This is a genomic window from Paenibacillus tepidiphilus, assembly GCF_008635795.1.
GTDB lineage: Bacteria > Bacillota > Bacilli > Paenibacillales > Paenibacillaceae > Paenibacillus_AQ > Paenibacillus_AQ tepidiphilus.
Window position 1 is genome coordinate 1 of record NZ_VWRQ01000028.1, and the last position, 15,129, is coordinate 15,129.

14 protein-coding genes and 1 riboswitch are annotated in these 15,129 nt (G+C 56.8%); of the genes, 3 read left to right on the top strand and 11 right to left on the bottom strand.

Features of this window, described 5'->3' with window-relative positions; genetic code table 11:
* Nucleotides 1-426: 426 nt before the first annotated feature.
* A complete protein-coding gene (locus tag F1379_RS25920; RefSeq protein ID WP_203457180.1) occupies nucleotides 427-1,017 on the bottom strand; it encodes a nucleotidyltransferase family protein in 591 nt (196 codons plus the stop codon).
* A gap of 250 nt (nucleotides 1,018-1,267) precedes the next feature.
* Here F1379_RS25920 and F1379_RS25925 point away from each other — a divergent pair, with 250 nt between their 5' ends.
* Both F1379_RS25925 and F1379_RS25930 read left to right on the top strand, forming a co-directional pair.
* Nucleotides 1,268-1,876: an RNA polymerase sigma factor gene (locus F1379_RS25925; protein WP_150275375.1), complete on the top strand. Its 609-nt coding sequence runs from the start codon at nucleotides 1,268-1,270 to the stop codon at nucleotides 1,874-1,876.
* On the top strand, nucleotides 1,837-2,826 hold the full coding sequence (locus tag F1379_RS25930; RefSeq protein ID WP_150275376.1) for a hypothetical protein: 990 nt from the start codon (nucleotides 1,837-1,839) through the stop codon (nucleotides 2,824-2,826). Before F1379_RS25925 ends, F1379_RS25930 begins: the two co-directional genes overlap by 40 nt.
* Nucleotides 2,827-3,123: 297 nt before the next feature.
* Here the strand turns inward: F1379_RS25930 and odhB are convergent, their stop codons facing one another.
* Complete coding sequence (gene odhB, locus F1379_RS25935; protein ID WP_150275377.1) at nucleotides 3,124-4,464, bottom strand: 2-oxoglutarate dehydrogenase complex dihydrolipoyllysine-residue succinyltransferase; 1,341 nt, start codon at nucleotides 4,462-4,464, stop codon at nucleotides 3,124-3,126.
* A 53-nt stretch (nucleotides 4,465-4,517) separates the two neighbouring features.
* Nucleotides 4,518-7,385, bottom strand: a complete 2,868-nt coding sequence (locus F1379_RS25940; protein WP_150275378.1) for a 2-oxoglutarate dehydrogenase E1 component — start codon at nucleotides 7,383-7,385, stop codon at nucleotides 4,518-4,520.
* 531 nt (nucleotides 7,386-7,916) lie between these two features.
* Nucleotides 7,917-8,001: riboswitch (cyclic di-GMP riboswitch) on the top strand.
* A 28-nt stretch (nucleotides 8,002-8,029) separates the two neighbouring features.
* Here F1379_RS25940 and F1379_RS25945 point away from each other — a divergent pair.
* Nucleotides 8,030-8,182, top strand: a complete 153-nt coding sequence (locus F1379_RS25945; protein ID WP_239004816.1) for an anti-repressor SinI family protein — start codon at nucleotides 8,030-8,032, stop codon at nucleotides 8,180-8,182.
* A 108-nt stretch (nucleotides 8,183-8,290) separates the two neighbouring features.
* Here the strand turns inward: F1379_RS25945 and F1379_RS25950 are convergent, their stop codons facing one another.
* The 8 genes from F1379_RS25950 to F1379_RS25985 form a co-directional block, all read right to left on the bottom strand.
* The gene (locus F1379_RS25950; protein WP_239004824.1) at nucleotides 8,291-8,623 is read right to left on the bottom strand and encodes a helix-turn-helix domain-containing protein; all 333 of its coding nucleotides are present in this window, start codon (nucleotides 8,621-8,623) and stop codon (nucleotides 8,291-8,293) included.
* 190 nt (nucleotides 8,624-8,813) lie between these two features.
* Nucleotides 8,814-9,422 carry a TasA family protein gene (locus tag F1379_RS25955; protein WP_150275380.1) on the bottom strand — a complete coding sequence of 203 codons (609 nt, stop codon included), beginning with the start codon at nucleotides 9,420-9,422 and terminating at the stop codon, nucleotides 8,814-8,816.
* An 87-nt stretch (nucleotides 9,423-9,509) separates the two neighbouring features.
* The gene (gene sipW / locus F1379_RS25960; protein ID WP_150275381.1) at nucleotides 9,510-10,097 is read right to left on the bottom strand and encodes a signal peptidase I SipW; all 588 of its coding nucleotides are present in this window, start codon (nucleotides 10,095-10,097) and stop codon (nucleotides 9,510-9,512) included.
* 21 nt (nucleotides 10,098-10,118) lie between these two features.
* A complete protein-coding gene (locus F1379_RS25965) occupies nucleotides 10,119-11,336 on the bottom strand; it encodes a hypothetical protein (RefSeq protein ID WP_150275382.1) in 1,218 nt (405 codons plus the stop codon).
* Between the two features lie 275 nt (nucleotides 11,337-11,611).
* Nucleotides 11,612-12,589 carry an aldo/keto reductase gene (locus F1379_RS25970; protein WP_420850536.1) on the bottom strand — a complete coding sequence of 326 codons (978 nt, stop codon included), beginning with the start codon at nucleotides 12,587-12,589 and terminating at the stop codon, nucleotides 11,612-11,614.
* Nucleotides 12,590-12,643: 54 nt separating this feature from the next.
* On the bottom strand, nucleotides 12,644-12,856 hold the full coding sequence (locus tag F1379_RS25975) for a hypothetical protein (RefSeq protein ID WP_150275384.1): 213 nt from the start codon (nucleotides 12,854-12,856) through the stop codon (nucleotides 12,644-12,646).
* 96 nt (nucleotides 12,857-12,952) lie between these two features.
* Nucleotides 12,953-13,519, bottom strand: a complete 567-nt coding sequence (locus tag F1379_RS25980) for a PadR family transcriptional regulator (protein WP_150275385.1) — start codon at nucleotides 13,517-13,519, stop codon at nucleotides 12,953-12,955.
* A gap of 5 nt (nucleotides 13,520-13,524) precedes the next feature.
* The gene (locus F1379_RS25985) at nucleotides 13,525-15,048 is read right to left on the bottom strand and encodes an MDR family MFS transporter (RefSeq protein ID WP_150275386.1); all 1,524 of its coding nucleotides are present in this window, start codon (nucleotides 15,046-15,048) and stop codon (nucleotides 13,525-13,527) included.
* Between the last annotated feature and the right edge of the window lie 81 nt (nucleotides 15,049-15,129).

The following is a 15,129-nucleotide window of genomic DNA, read 5'->3' on the forward strand; positions in this document are numbered from 1 at the left end:
TCTTGGTGGGGGAGGCCTCCCCCACCAAGAGAACCATCTCACCGATGTCCCAGAAGAATACTTTTACTCTTTTACACAAACTTCTTGACGCTACCCGTAATCATTGATTTTCGGCCATATTAGGTGGTGATTATCCAACTAGGCCTGTGATCATCCTCCATACAGGTGAAATTAAGTGGCGATTTTCCAACTGTAGCTGTAGGAGCTGGCTTCTAGTGGATTCGTCACCTGGAAACGATAATCATCCGGAAATCCGGTGCAGGCAGCGGCCGGAGGACTGTAACTTCCCTTGATGTCATAGGCTTCCGGCCTGATACGGAAAAATTCAAGTTCAGCTTAATATAAAGCTCATACTTCCTTGCGGACGAGATCAGACCAGACGGACTAATTGCTTACACCATAAAGAACCGTTCTGCGTTTAGCCGGTCATAAGTAGCCGTCAGTATGGATCACCTGGAGCAGCGGCCAGATGGCCGGCCAGTTTTTTTTGGCGACACGTGCTTCGTAGACCGGCTGCAGCTCCCGGCTCGCCTGGAAGAACGGTGTCGCGCTGATCCGCAGCTCCATGCAATCCTTGACCCCGTGCGGAGCTGCCAGCATGACTTGTCCCTCGGAGTCCAGCGAAAGGCCAAGTGCCGTCGCCGTTTCGGGGAAATGGGCCATTCCGTCTGTGGAAGACGTATATGGAGCCACATTATTAACGGTATGCATTCTGGCCTGGTTCTTGACCGACCAAGGGAAGGCCGGAGCGGCGGCCCGCAGACGGGCTTCCCAATGCTTCTCCGTTTCCTCCCGGATATTACCGGGATCGAAGTAAATCACATCGATATCCGGCAGAGGGGTACGTTCGGCAAAGCCATGCTGCACATCCCACACCTTGGACCGCACGAACCCGGCGCATATCCACCAGTCCGGCAATTGCAGCTTTGCGGCCGCCGTCAGAATCGCCATCATCCACTCATCTTCCCGTACAGCCTGCAGCAGGTCTTCTTCATTATGTATTCGTAGTATAGTCATCATTCCCAGCTCCGTTTCGTATAACGCTGTGTCCAATAGTCATCCAGTTTATTATCGCACAGTAGCCAGGGTGTTCTTATGTTAAATTAACGAACTTTTATTCGCATGGTTTGTATACGCCGGAATATAGCTGGTCGGTGAATTTGCAATCAGCTTCTCGGTCTATGGAAAAAAATTATGCCGGACACGTTCTATCGGGCACTTTTGGCGGGAGTGAGGTGTTATAGAAGTATACAAGCCAAGGAGGTGTATGGTTACGGCACAGGAAACGATGATCGATGGCTGGGAATTGGAGGGGCTCATCCTCAAGGTGCAGGCAGGAGAGACGGAGGTCTACGCCCGCATTGTAGAGGTGTTCCAGCAGCCGATCTACAGGTATTGCTGCCGGCTGCTCGGCAACCGGCAGGATGCCGAGGATGCGGTGCAGGACATCTTGGTCAAAGCGTATCAATCGCTCAGGAGGTACAAGCCGGATGTCAGCTTCTCGGCATGGCTGTACCGGATCGCGTGCAACCACTGCCTGAATCTGCTGCGCAGGCGCCGTCTGCAGGGCAGGGTGCTGCGGGTTCTCCGGCCGGAGACTGCCGCAGCGGGACCTGAGCAGGAGCTGGAGGCACGGCTTTACAGTCCGCAGCTGGCGGCGGCGCTCTGCAGGTTATCCCTGGAGGAGCGTAATCTGCTGGTGCTGCGGGTATTCGAGGAATTGACGTTTCTCGAGATCAGCCAGATTCTGCATGTCAGCCCGAACGCACTGCATAAGCGGATGGAACGGATCAAGGGTAAGGTAAGGGAAGCAATGCATAATGAGGAGGGGATCGTATGGGAAGAACGGGAATCCGCCCTGAGTACGAAGATATAATGGAGGCTGCAGGCCGTGCGGAGCAGCTGCCAAGAATCGAGGTTACCCGGCAGGTGATGGGGCGGATTGCTGCACTCGAAGCCGGACGGACCCGGCGCGGGCCCAGGCTGATGGGTAAAACGGCCGCCGCAGCAGGAATGCTGACCATGCTGCTGCTGGTTACGGTGACAGCCTATGCGGCTACGGAATATATACAGATTCGCAATTCTGCCGGAAAGGTAAAAGTGCAGCATGTTCAGGATGATACAGGATGGCCTAAAATCGGTCCTGATAATCCCGAGAACTCTTCCGGCAACCCTTATGAGTGGAAGGTCCAGAGCCTGGCCAAGCCCGGCGAGCTGATGGCGTATTATGTCAGGGGTACGGAGCCGTCCACCCCGGAATCCGCTCTACAGTTCTCATATAAAGAGCAACGTCTGACGGATTACAGCGCTTTCATAAAAGAGATGAAGCGCACCGGAGCGCCGCTGCTTCCGCAGCAGGCGGGCGGGTACGCCTTTAAGTATGGCGGAGTGTATGCCAATCATCCGGGAACGGCAGAGCTGGAGAGTGACCCTGTATACCGTCAAGCGCTGAGTGAGCTGGTCGGAGAAGCACGGACCGACAAGACCAGAAACTTGTTTGTGAAGGCTGTGCCCTGGAGCAAGGCGGCAGGGGTAAATGCGACCTACACCAAGGGTGGAGCCGTCGTCGGGATCTTGGCAACACCGCTTAACGGCGCTAATATACAGGTAGGACAGAAAGCAGAAACTACGGCAGAGATAATTGAGGTAGAAGGGCGTGAGGTGGTTTATAACCATACCGTCAGACCCGAGGTCAGCTACCATTATTTGAACTGGTACAATGAGAAGCAGGATCACTATTACACGGTAAGCACATACGGCGACAGGGAACTCAGCAAGGAGCAGCTCCTGCAGTTGGCCGGAGAGCTGATCAGAGGCGGGCTGTAGGCAGATCGACGCCTGCCATTCGGGGAGACGTGTAAACTGCAACGAACAGTGAAAAAGAGCACTAGCACGACAGGGCAGCCAGACAACGGGGCGACTGGATAGCTGGGTAACCGATAACGGGACGACTGTACGACTGGACAACCGACAACGGGACGACTGTACGACTGGACAACCGACAACAGGGCAACTGTACGACTGGATAACTGCACAACACCAAGAAAGCTCTCCGCAGCCCGGAGAGCTTTCTTGGCGTATGAGGATGCTGCCCCTTCATGGGCAGCGCTGGCGGTAAGGAGCTTAGCCCTCCAGCAGCAGCGCTTCCGGATCTTCCAGCAGCTCTTTCACCTTGACCAGGAAGCTGACTGCTTCCGAGCCGTCGACAATGCGGTGATCGTAAGACAGCGCGATGTACATCATCGGCCGGTTGACGGTCCGCTCTTCGTCGAGGGCGATCGGACGCAGCTGGATCTTGTGCATACCGAGAATGCCCACCTGCGGGGTATTCAGGATCGGCGTCGAGAGCAGGGAGCCGAATACACCGCCGTTGGTGATCGTGAAGGTGCCGCCCTGCAGCTCCTGCAGGCTGAGCGTGTTGGCACGTGCTTTGCCGGCCAGCTCGCCGATCTGCCGCTCGATCTCCGGGAAGCTGAGCCGGTCGGCGTCGCGGACGACCGGCACGACCAGCCCTTCCTTGGCGGCGACGGCGATGCCGATGTCATAGTATTTCTTAATGACAAGATCTTCGCCGTCGATCTCCGCATTCAGCAGCGGATAAGCCTTGAGCGCGCCGATGACCGCCTTCGTGAAGAAGGACATGAAGCCGAGGCTGACATCGTGCTTCTCCTTGAAGCCATCCTTGCGGCGCTTGCGGATGTCGAGGATGGCCGTCATATCCACCTCGTTGAAGGTGGTCAGCATGGCCGCCGTCTGCTGCGCTTCGACAAGACGGCTGGCAATCGTCAGCCGCCGTCGCGACATGCGCTTGCGCTCCGCCGGCTTGCCGTCCCCGCCCTGCGGCGCGGACCCCGCCGCAGGTCTCGCCTGCGCCGGCGCTGCGCTTGCCGCCGGCGCTGCAGGCGCGGCTTGCGGAGCCGCCGCGCCGTGGCCCTTCACATCGGCCTGCCCGATCCGGCCGATGGGGTCGCGGGGGCTGACCTCGCCGAGGTCAATGCCCCGCTCCCGCGCGAGCTTGCGCGCCCCCGGCGTAGCCAGGGCCGCATGGCCTGCCGCCGCTTCCGGTGCGGCGGCTGATTGCGCTGCGGCGGGCGCTTCCGCCGCAGCAGACCCGGCGGCCGGGGCTTCGCCGCCGCTGGCACCCGCGCTGCTGCCGGCACCCGCAGCGCCGCCACCGGCGGCACTGTCCGCAGCCGCGCTGCCTGCGCCCGCAGCCGTACCGCTGTCCGCCGCGCTGCCGATAATGCCGATCGTCTCGCCGACGGCCACATTCTCGCCGGCCTGGCGCAGAATGGACGAGATCACGCCGTCTGCCTCGGCGCTGATCTCCAGGTTCACCTTGTCGGTCTCAAGCTCGGCAAGCACGTCGCCCTGGCCGACCGTGTCGCCCTCCTGCACCAGCCATTTGTAGATCGTTCCTTCGGAAATCGATTCGCCCAAGTCGGGTACTTTAATTTCGGACACAGGCCGTTACCTCCCCAAACATAATAGTTTACGTTATCATGACACCGTCCCCGTTAAGAGGACGGTACAGCCGCTTGTACTTGCGAGTTCAATTTCAGGGCTTCCGTAACAATGCGCCGCTGCTCGAAGCTGTGCACGTCGGCATATCCGCTGGCCGGGCTGGAACGATCCGGACGGCCGATATACTGTACCTTGGCGTTCTGCGGAGCGATGGCGCGCAGCCGGGGCTCCGCGAAGCTCCAGCCGCCCATATTCTTCGGCTCCTCCTGGACCCATACGATCTCCTGCAGGGAGCGCAGCGTATTCAGCTGCGCGGCCAGCTCACGTTCCGGGAACGGATAGAGCTGCTCCAGGCGGAGGATATGCAGCCAGGAGAAGTCCTGGCCCTTTGCTCCCTCCAGCTCGGCCTGCAGGTCGACGGCAACCTTGCCGCTGCAGATAATCAGCCGCTTCACTTCGGCAGGCTTGCCGCCGAGCAGCGGCTCCGGCAGCACCGGCTGGAAGGCACCCGAGGCCAGCTCGGCGCCGGAGGAGGTGCTGCGCGGGTTGCGGATCAGGCTCTTCGGAGCCATGAGAACCAGCGGCCGGGCCTCCGGACTTCCGCACAGCGCCGCCTGGCGGCGCAGCAGATGGAAATACTGGGCGGCGGTGGAGAGGTTGGCCACGGTCCAGTTCTCCTCGGCCGACAATTGCAGATACCGTTCCAGTCTGCCGCTGGAATGCTCCGGCCCCTGGCCTTCGTAACCATGGGGCAGCAGGATAACCAGGTTGCTGCGCTGCGTCCACTTCGCACGTCCGGCGGAGATGAACTGGTCGAAGATGACCTGTGCGGCGTTGGCGAAGTCGCCGTATTGGGCTTCCCACAGCACCAGCGTCTCCGGGGCAAAGACATTATACCCGTACTCATAGCCCAGTACCGAGGCTTCCGACAGCGGGCTGTTGTACACGCCGAAGGAAGCGCGGGAAGAGCTGAGGTGGTTCAGCGGCGAGAACAGCTTGCCGTTCTCGCTGTCATGCAGCACAAGATGACGGTGGGCGAAGGTGCCGCGCTGCGAATCCTGGCCGCTGAGGCGGATCGGTGTGCCGTCCTTCAGGATCGTAGCGAAGGCCAGCGTCTCGGCCAGCGCCCAGTCCACACGTTCACTGTCCTGCAGCGCATCCTTGCGCCGCTGGAGAATCCGCTCCAGCTTCGGATATACCTTGAATCCATCCGGTACTGTCAGCAGCTCGCGGTTGATCTCCTGCAGAGTTGTCAGCGGAACTGCGGTGGAATGCTGCACCGGGGTATCCTGCTCCAGCGCTACGGCAGCTTTGGACTCGCCCTTCTTCTGTTTGCTGGATTTCATGGCGTCAAAGGCTTCTTGAAGCACGCGCTCCGCATCGGCGGACATCTGCTGGACCTCTTCGGCTGTGACCGCCTTATCGCGCTGCAGGCGCTCGGCGTAGATCCGGTATACGGTAGGGTGCTTGCGTACCTTGCCGTATACCAGCGGCTGGGTCGTTTCCGGATCATCCATCTCGTTGTGGCCATGGCGGCGGTAGCCAATGAGGTCAATCAGGAAATCCTTCTTGAACAACCGGCGGTACGCGCTGGCCAGCCGGACGGCGGCGATGCAGGCCTCGGGATCATCGGCATTGACATGCACGATCGGGATCTCATAGCCCTTGGCCAGGTCACTGGCATAGTGGGTGGAACGGGAGTCCTCGCTTTCCGTCGTGAAGCCGATCCGGTTGTTGACGATAATATGCACCGTACCGCCGTTCTGATAACCCTTGAGCTTGCTGATATTCAGCGTCTCAGCCACAATGCCCTCACCAGGGAAGGCGGCGTCGCCGTGCATCAGCACGGCCATAGCCTTGCTGGTGTCGTGCTTCGGCAGACCCGGCTTGCTGCGGTCCTCCTGGGCGGCGCGGGCGAAGCCCTCTACCACGGGATTGACGAATTCCAGATGGCTCGGATTATTGGCCAGCGTAATTCGGGTGCGTACGGTCTCGCCTTCGCGTACGGCGCGGTCAGCGCCCAGATGGTACTTCACATCGCCGCTCCAGCCATAGGTGACGCCCATGGAGCCCTCGGACGGGAACAGCTCCTTGTTCGGAGAATGATGGAACTCCGAGAAAATAATATCATACGGCTTGCCCAGAATATGGGCCAGCACGTTCAGCCGGCCGCGGTGGGCCATACCCATAAGAATATGCTCTGCACCGTCATGGGCGGCGTTACGGACGATTTCATCCAGCATCGGGACGAGTGCGTCGTTCCCTTCCAGGCTGAAGCGCTTCTGGCCGACAAAGGTCTTATGCAGGAAGGTTTCGAACTGCTCCACCTGGATCAGGCGTTTCAGCAGCTCCTTGCGCTCCGTGCCGGTCAGCGCTGCGGGGAATGTATTCGATTCCGCCTGCTTGTTCAGCCACACCAGCTCCTTCTCATCATGCACATGCCCGAACTCGTAGGCGATGCTTTGCGTGTAAGCCTGACGCATCCGGTGAACGGCATCCCAGGCGGTTTGGACATCGGCCGGTGCATTCTCCCAGATGAGCGAAGCCGGCATCGCCAGGAGGTCCTCCCGGGTCAGGTCATAGGTTTCAAATTCCAGCCATTTGGCCATCGGGTTCTCCGCGCGGAGCAGCGGATCGATATTAGCCGCCCGGTGTCCATGTATTCGAATGTTCGCGATCAGCTTGGAGGCGCGGACGGCCTTCTTCAGCAGATCGGCATCTGCCGAAGCTGCCGGCCGGGGCGCCGGTTCGTTCTCCGCGGCTAAAGGCGGCGGGCCCGAACGCGTAAACAGCTCGCGGAAATGCTCCTCAACGGATGAAGGATTTTGGATGAATTGCTCATACTTTTCCTGAATGTAGCCCAGGTTGGGGCCGTAATATTTGCTCCAGACTGAATCATGATAGGGCTCTTTGGCTGCCATGAATACATCCTCCCAACGGATGGTCTCCATTAAGCGCAGGCCAGGCTGCCGGCGTTTGATGGAGCTGTGATGGTTGCGGTTTCATTTCACATCTATTGTGCAACTTTCGAGCGGCGTAATCAATTCATACTTTCGTGCAATCCGTTCGCAAAACGGTATGATTCAGGGCGTAATCCATACAGAAACTCTATAAGTTTTATTTATAAAAAACCAGGGATGCTTAAAACATTTTTATGATGCAAATGTTTATGGCGGAACTTGATTAGCAGTTAAAAAAATGGGTAATAATTTCTATACTTTCAGGTATTAAGCCCCGTTTCATACATACTCCTGATTTTAAAGTCCCGTGCTTCACAATATTCGTCCAATATATACAAACAGGTGCAAAAGGGCGCCAAAATAAGAGATTGTTTGCTCATTCTTATTATAATATATTTCCACAAAACGACACACTTTTCAGTCAAAATGCTATACAATGTACTTGCAGAGAACGGTTACACTAGTTTTAGCCAGATCCTTTCATGTGAAGGATCCAGTAAAGGGTAAACCTGCCGAAAGGCAGGGGCACAAAGTCTCGGGTCTAATGTAGCGATACTACGACGGCCGGACTGCCTGGGGACGCGAAAATCTTAGGAGGAGATTTCTTGAAACAGTCCAACCAGGGGAATAACGGAGAATTGCGGGTAGCAGATCTGGATCGGGAATGGGTGTATCTGCTCATGGCAGCCAAGAAGATGGGCATCAAGGCTGAGGATATCCGTGAATTCTTGAACGGCAAGACGTTGCAGGCGATGTAGTTGCTGGAATTTACAGGAGGCAAAGGATCAGTTACATACAGAAAAGGGCGCAGCGAATTTCCGCTGGGCCCTTTTCTGTATGGCTGGCGGAGAGCGGAGCAGAGGTGCTTACTCGTCCTTTTGCTCAAGCCGCCACTTTTGATAATCCAGGAATTCCTTGAATTCACGTTTGCTGATGCCTGAAGCCATGGCTTCCTGGGCCAGCCGGAACCATTCTCCGTCCAGAGCCGTTTCATCCGCATCCTCAGCCTCGCCATAGAGCAGAGTATGTATGGATACCTGCAGCGCGTCCGCAATTTTCTCAATGAATTGAATAGAGGGGTTGGATTGAATATTTCTTTCCACATTGCTCAAGTATGATTTGGCCACATCGGCCTTATCCGCCAATTCGGACAGGGACAAGCCCTTCTCCTGGCGCAGCTGGTGGATACGACTTCCCATATTCTGTGGCACGATGACGACGCCCCTCCGCAAATATTCTTTGAAAAGCCAAGAAACACTTTCTGCTTGCTAGTATAGCAAATATCCTCTTAACGGACAAAGGGTACCCGGATCAGAGAGAAAAGCAGCATGCTCTGACCCGGCAGCCGGAATCAGAACATACTGCTTATCTATGGGGATGCCGCTAGGCTTAGTAGGCGGTTTTAGGGCCTTGTTTGGCTTCGAATGTCCAGGTCAGCTTCAGTTTGTCTTTCTGGAAGTAATTCTGCGCCTCGCCGGAGTCTACGAATTCGAACTGAACGGCGAAGGTGTCACTGGTGCCTGCCTTGATGCCGTCCGGCTCGGTAAAGAGCTGATCAAGACCGGTGTTGTCGACCAGTTCCTTGGTTTGATTCTTCAGATCGGCAAGAGTAGTCTCATACACAATAAGCTCTGGAGTGATGATGGTGCCTTTATCCACATTCTTGAGGAATTTGACCTTAATGAATTTATTCAGGTCCACTCCATTGTTGTCGCCGAGAGTGTCCGTTATCTCCGTCGATGTTTTCAGCAGAATGGAGCCGATGTCGAGCGTGCCGTCGTTCTTGAGCTTGAAGCTCTTCAGAACGGTGTCACCCGGCTTCAGGTTGGCAATGTCGACGATTACGGAAGGATCGGAATTCAGATCGAGAGTACCCGCAGCGAAGGTGGCTGTGCTCTGCGCGGTGTCGCTGAAGTAAGCGAAGGTGCCCCCGCCGATTAAAGACAATCCCAGTGCTGCCGATGCCACGCCAAGACCCAGTGTTTTCTTGATACCCATAATTAAATTCCTCCTCAAATGGTTGTGTGTGATGTGGCCGAAGCCTTGTATTGTATCTTCCGGTTCGTAAACGGAAGCCGACAATCGTTATTGCTGCGTCTCGGCAGCGGGAGGTGCAGGGGGAAGGGCGGCGTTTTTGCGTTCGAGTGCAGCCAGTGCCTTCCAGGAGCTATAGAGCGCGTAGAGCAGAAGCAGCAGGCCCGGGACGATCATCAGGACAACGCTGCCGGCCTTGGAGACTGCAAAGTTCAAGGCGTATCCCACGTAAGGGACAGTGATGCCGGTATATTCGGCCTTAACATTGGCGGAGCTGACAGGGTTCAGGTCGGCCGCATCATTGTTGTCGCCCTTGGTCCGGTAGAGCGTTTCACCGGTGGCGTCGTTGGCGGTTGCCTCCAGAACACGGTGGGTAATCAGGACATTATCTTCATTCAGGAAGGTGACGACATCGCCGGGCTGGAAGCGGGTCATGTCTCCGCCAGGCTTCAGGGCGACAATCGAGCCTGTCTTGATGCCCGGCTCCATGGAGCCGGAGAGCACGGTTTTGATTTCATATCCGAAGAATGAAGGCTCACCGCCGGAGGCTCTGGATACGATTACCGCCGCCAGAAGAATGATAAAGACCAGCAGCATGGCGGCAGAGGCGATATGGTTAAGCAGGCGCTTGATTCGCATAAGGGTACACACCTTTCACAATTACTGGGCTGCAGCCGGCTCGTCGTCCGGTTCCGGTGCCTTGGATGGTTCCGGTATCGCGGTTGCCTCCGGAATAACCGCAGGCTCTTCTTGGACTTCTCCCGCCGGCGGGATGGCTTCTATCGCTTCAGGGGAAGGAACGGCTTCAGGCGGGGCGGGGGGTGTCGCTACGGGACTGTCCCCGGGCTCCGACTCCGTTTGTTCGCCGGCGGCCTCCTCCTGCTGTTTTTGCTCTTCGGCAAGCTGGGCTTCTTGCGCTTTCTTCTCTTCTTCCGCTTGCTTGGCTTTCTCCAGCTCTTCGAGCCGGGCCTCCTCCAGCCGTCTGCCGCGGATTTCACTGATCAATGCCCGCTGGCTTTCCAGCTCGGCGATGCCTGCTGCGGCACCCGCCTTGGCTTCGGTCAATTCGGCGGTATAGCTGTCATACGTCGCGCTCAGCCCGCTTGACAGATTGCCGTCCTGCAGGGTAATCAGGAAGGGTAAGGGCTGTAACAGCTCCGGCCGGCCGAACTCGGATTCGCCGTAGACGATATCGGCTACACCGGCAGCGAACAGGTTACCCTGATTCTGCGCGGAGCGCAGGTAGCGTATGATCCCTTCGATGGATTCGTTGAACGATTCGGAGAGCACGCCGCTCTGGCCGATGCTGCTCTGGAGTTCATTGAAGAAATCGGTGTCCTTGAAGTCGACACAACTCGGGTCCAGATTCTGCATAGCTCCTCCCAACGCTGTCAGTACAGCGGAGGCGGCATTCAGCTCCGCGGCAATCTCGCTCCAAATGTGGTTGTTGGCAATCATCTGATCATTGGCGGAATTGAGCTCGGTCTGCAGTGAAGCGATCCGGGCTGACGCTTCCAGCTCTGCGGCATCCAGCTCTTCCAGTGACATGGCTTCGATCCCGGATATGCCGGAGCCGGTAACCGCAGAGGTATAACCCTTTAAGGATGACTGTAGGGCAGCTGCCTTCTGGATATGGTCCCGGAGGGCGAGAAGCTGCTGCTTCGCAGAGCCGGGAAATACCGCACAGAACGAGATCGTGTTTTCCAGCTCCGCATTGTCGGTAAAGCCGGCGTAGGTGCTGCCTACCTGCTGGGATACCAGGAGAAAGAGAATGGAACAGGCGACGCCTGAACGCAGCTTGCGGACGGCTGCTTTATCCCGCTTTCGGTTGCTTCTTTTTCTTGCCGATCTTGGTAGCAGAGGAATACCTCCCCTCAATGTCCCGCCTAAACGTTCGTTGTAACTGTTCTTTATTGAGAACGTTTCTGTAGTGAAATCATAACCGGATTTAGGCAAAAAGAAAACCGCCAATTCAGGCGGTTTTGTGCGTTATAAAGAACATTATCTTTAGTTATCCCGATTTTACTCTCGATTCCGCTGATTATATCGTTCTTTATTAAGAATTATAGATTTATTGAATAAAAAAACCGGCTGCGTCTGCGCAAGCCGGTTATAGTTCATTCTGAAGGGGTATCAGCGGTCGTTCGGGCTGATCAGGGCAGCTTCTCGCCGCGCGCGCTGACGTACAGCTCATACCACTCCTGACGGGACAGCTCCAGGCTGTCCGCATCGGCGCAGGCCGCGATGCGCTGCGGGTTCACGGTGCCGATGACCGGCTGGATGGCGGCGGGATGGCTTGTCAGCCAAGCGAGCACTACGGCTTCGGGCGTGGTGTTCTTCTCTTTGGCAAGACGCGAGACCAGACCTGCTGTATGAACGACCCTCTCCGGCTGGCCTTCCAGCGAACGGCCGCTGAACATACCCTGGGCCAGCGGCCCCCAGGCCTGCAGCTGGATGTTCTCCATCCGGCAGTACTCCACCGTCCCTTCCGGGAAGGTGATGTCCTTCCATGGATCGCGGTTCACGCTGACCATGGCGTCCAGCCAGCTGATCTTGGCCAGGCTCATATGCAGCTGATTGACAATAAACGGCTCATCGCAATAATGCTGCAGCAGCCTGATCTGTGCCGCGCTCATATTGGAGACGCCGAAATGGCGGACTTTACCCGCTTCCTTCAGCTTGCGCAGCGCATCGGCGATCTCCTCGGGGTCCATCAGCGGATCGGGGCGGTGCAGCAGCAGGATGTCGATATACTCCGTGCCCAGCCGCGACAGTGTTCCATCGACGCTCTTCAGGATATGATCGCCGGAGATGTCAAAGGTGTTGGAGGTATCGCCCGGCTCCATCAGCTTGATGCCGCATTTGGATTGCAGAATGATCTCTTCGCGCAGGCCCGGGCGGTCCTTGAAGATCTGGCCGAACACCTTCTCGGCTTTGCCTCTGGTGTAAATATCCGCATGGTCAAAAAAATTGATCCCGATGGACAAAGCGGCTTCCACCGCTTCATGGCCCTGCCTGATATTCTCTGCGGTCAGCGGCTCGTGGTCCCAGCCTCCGCCCAGACCCATGCAGCCCAGGGCGACTCGGCTGGCAGGAATACCGCGTTTGTTCAGTGGCAGCGTTTTCAGCAAATAATATCCCTCCGTCATACGAATGATGGCTTCTACGGGAACTATTGTACACCTTTAGAAGCCGGTATGGTATTTTTTGTCGCTGGAGGAACGGTGTTTGGTGCCTTCCTTATCCTGCTCTTCCTGCTGCTCCAGTGTCAGGTCCTCCACCGGAATCGGATCGACGTTCTGCTCGCTTTCATGCAGCTCGAACAGGCTCGGGTTCTCCGTAGGATACTGCTCGGGATGGTCACGGCGGTCTCGCAGGGGCTTCTTCTCGTTAGTCATCACTTGCACCTCACTTTTTCGTGTTTGCTCGTTAATTAACCTTTTTCCAGGCCCATAAACAGCAAGAAGGCCCAGACGGGCCTTCCAGGACACTAATTAGGAATCCGCAAACAATGGCGATCCGATATCGTTCAGCTTGCGCGCGGCCACATCGGCATGCAGGCGTTTCAGCCAGTTCAATTCGGTGAGGCTGTGCTCGTACCGGCCGTACATCAGATGCAGTGCAGAGCGGGGGACAGACATTACATGCTCTTCATACACCTGATAATAGAAATTGACCTGGTGCTCGGTCTCGCGGATCCGTTCCTCCAGCACCTTCTCTACCTTGCTTTGATCGATGTGGCGGGAGAGGGCCAGGGCCATGTAGAGCGGATGGTACACCTGCTCATATTTCTTGATCTGCTGCAGCACCAGCTGCTCGAAGAGGGCCCTGCCCTGATCGGTAATCCGGTATATCGTCTTATCCGGCCTGTCGCTGCTGCGGATCGTTTCCGTGGCACAGATATGCCCCTCTTCGGCGAGCTTGTCGACGGCGTAATACAGCGACCCCATCTGAAGCTTCATCATCTGGTTATAGGAGCGTTCCTTCATCACCAGCATGATTTCGTAAGGATGTCTCTCCCGCTCCAGCAGGAGGCCGAGAATCACCAGCTTCATGGACATGCGGCTTACCCTTGCTCCCCGCCGGGAGCTCCGGCCGGACGTGTGATGGTCAACCGGTCCTTACCCGGCATCAGCAGGACGAAGACAAGTCCAAGCACAGCGGGAACGAGGGCCCAGAGAAAGGTGTAGGCTACGGAATCGGACAAAGCACCGGTGATCTTCTCCAGTACAGGGGCCGGAATTTGCGCCCGGGCTTCCGGAGTCAGCGCCGCCCGTGAATCACTGTAAGCCGACACGTCCGCGCCGCCGCCGAACGCTGTGCTCAAGCTGCTGGTGAAATGATTGCGCTGAACGATCCCGAAGATCGTAATGCCCAGCGTCATGCCAAGGGAGCGCATAAAGGTGCTGGTCGAAGTCGCCGAACCCCGCTGGCGGATATCGAAGTGGTGAATGGCCGACATCCCGAGCACCGAGAAGGAGAAGCCGACACCAAAGCCGGTCAGTGCCATAAAGCTGTTCAGCAGAAGCCGGGACGTGTCCGGATTAATCGTGCTTAAGGTGAAGACGCCTGCCACGAAACAGACGGCCGACAGCACCATGATATTGCGGAAGCTCAGCTTGGTGGTCAGCAGGCCCCCCGCCTGGCTGCCGATGACTGAGCCGATCATCATCGGCATCAGAATGAGCCCCGAATTCGTAGCGGAGCCGCCGAAGACGCCCTGGACGAAGATGGGAATATAGATTGTCGCCACAATAAAAGCCGAGCCATAGAAGAGTGCGATCAAGCTGCTGGTCGCAAACAGCCGGTCACGGAACATGGCAAAGGATATAACCGGTTCCTTGGCATAGCGCTCAATGAAGAGAAAGGCAATGAGCAATACGGCAAACCCGGCGAACAGGCCGAGAATGGCGGATGAATCCCAGGCGTACTGATTGCCGCCGAGCTCCAGGGCGAACATCAGGCAGATGATTGCACCCACCAGCGTAAAGGCGCCGGCCCAGTCGATCTTCTGCTGGGCATGGGCAATGGATTCCTTATAGAAGAAGGCGATCAGGAAGAACGCAATAATGCCCAGCGGCAGATTAATGTAGAAAATCCATTGCCAGCCGACATAATCCGTAATGTAGGCCCCTAGGAGCGGCCCGATGACGCTGGAGATACCGAATACGGCGCCGAACAGACCGGTCAGCTTGCCCCGCTTCTCCGCTGGAAAGATATCAAACACAATAGTAAAGGCAATTGGCATCAGCGCACCGCCTCCGACACCCTGAATGGCGCGGTAGATGCTGAGCTGTGTAATACTGCCGGCGGTTCCGCACAATGCCGAGCCGACGAGGAAGAGAATCAGTCCGAAGATGAAGAACCGCTTGCGTCCGTACATGTCGGAGAGCTTGCCGAAGATCGGTGTACCCGCCATGACCATGACCATGTAGGCCGAGGTGACCCAGACGATTTTATCCATTCCGCCCAGATCGGACACAATGGTGCCCATGGCTGCCGCTACGATGGTATTGTCCATGGCGGACATGAGTATACCCAGCAGCAGGCCGACGACCACGAGCTTGAGATTGCTTTGTTTGGTTTGCATGCTTCACGAGGCTCCTTTGTAATGAAGAATATGAATCGATTATATTCAAATTTGAATAGGGAGGGCAAGAGCTATTTCTAT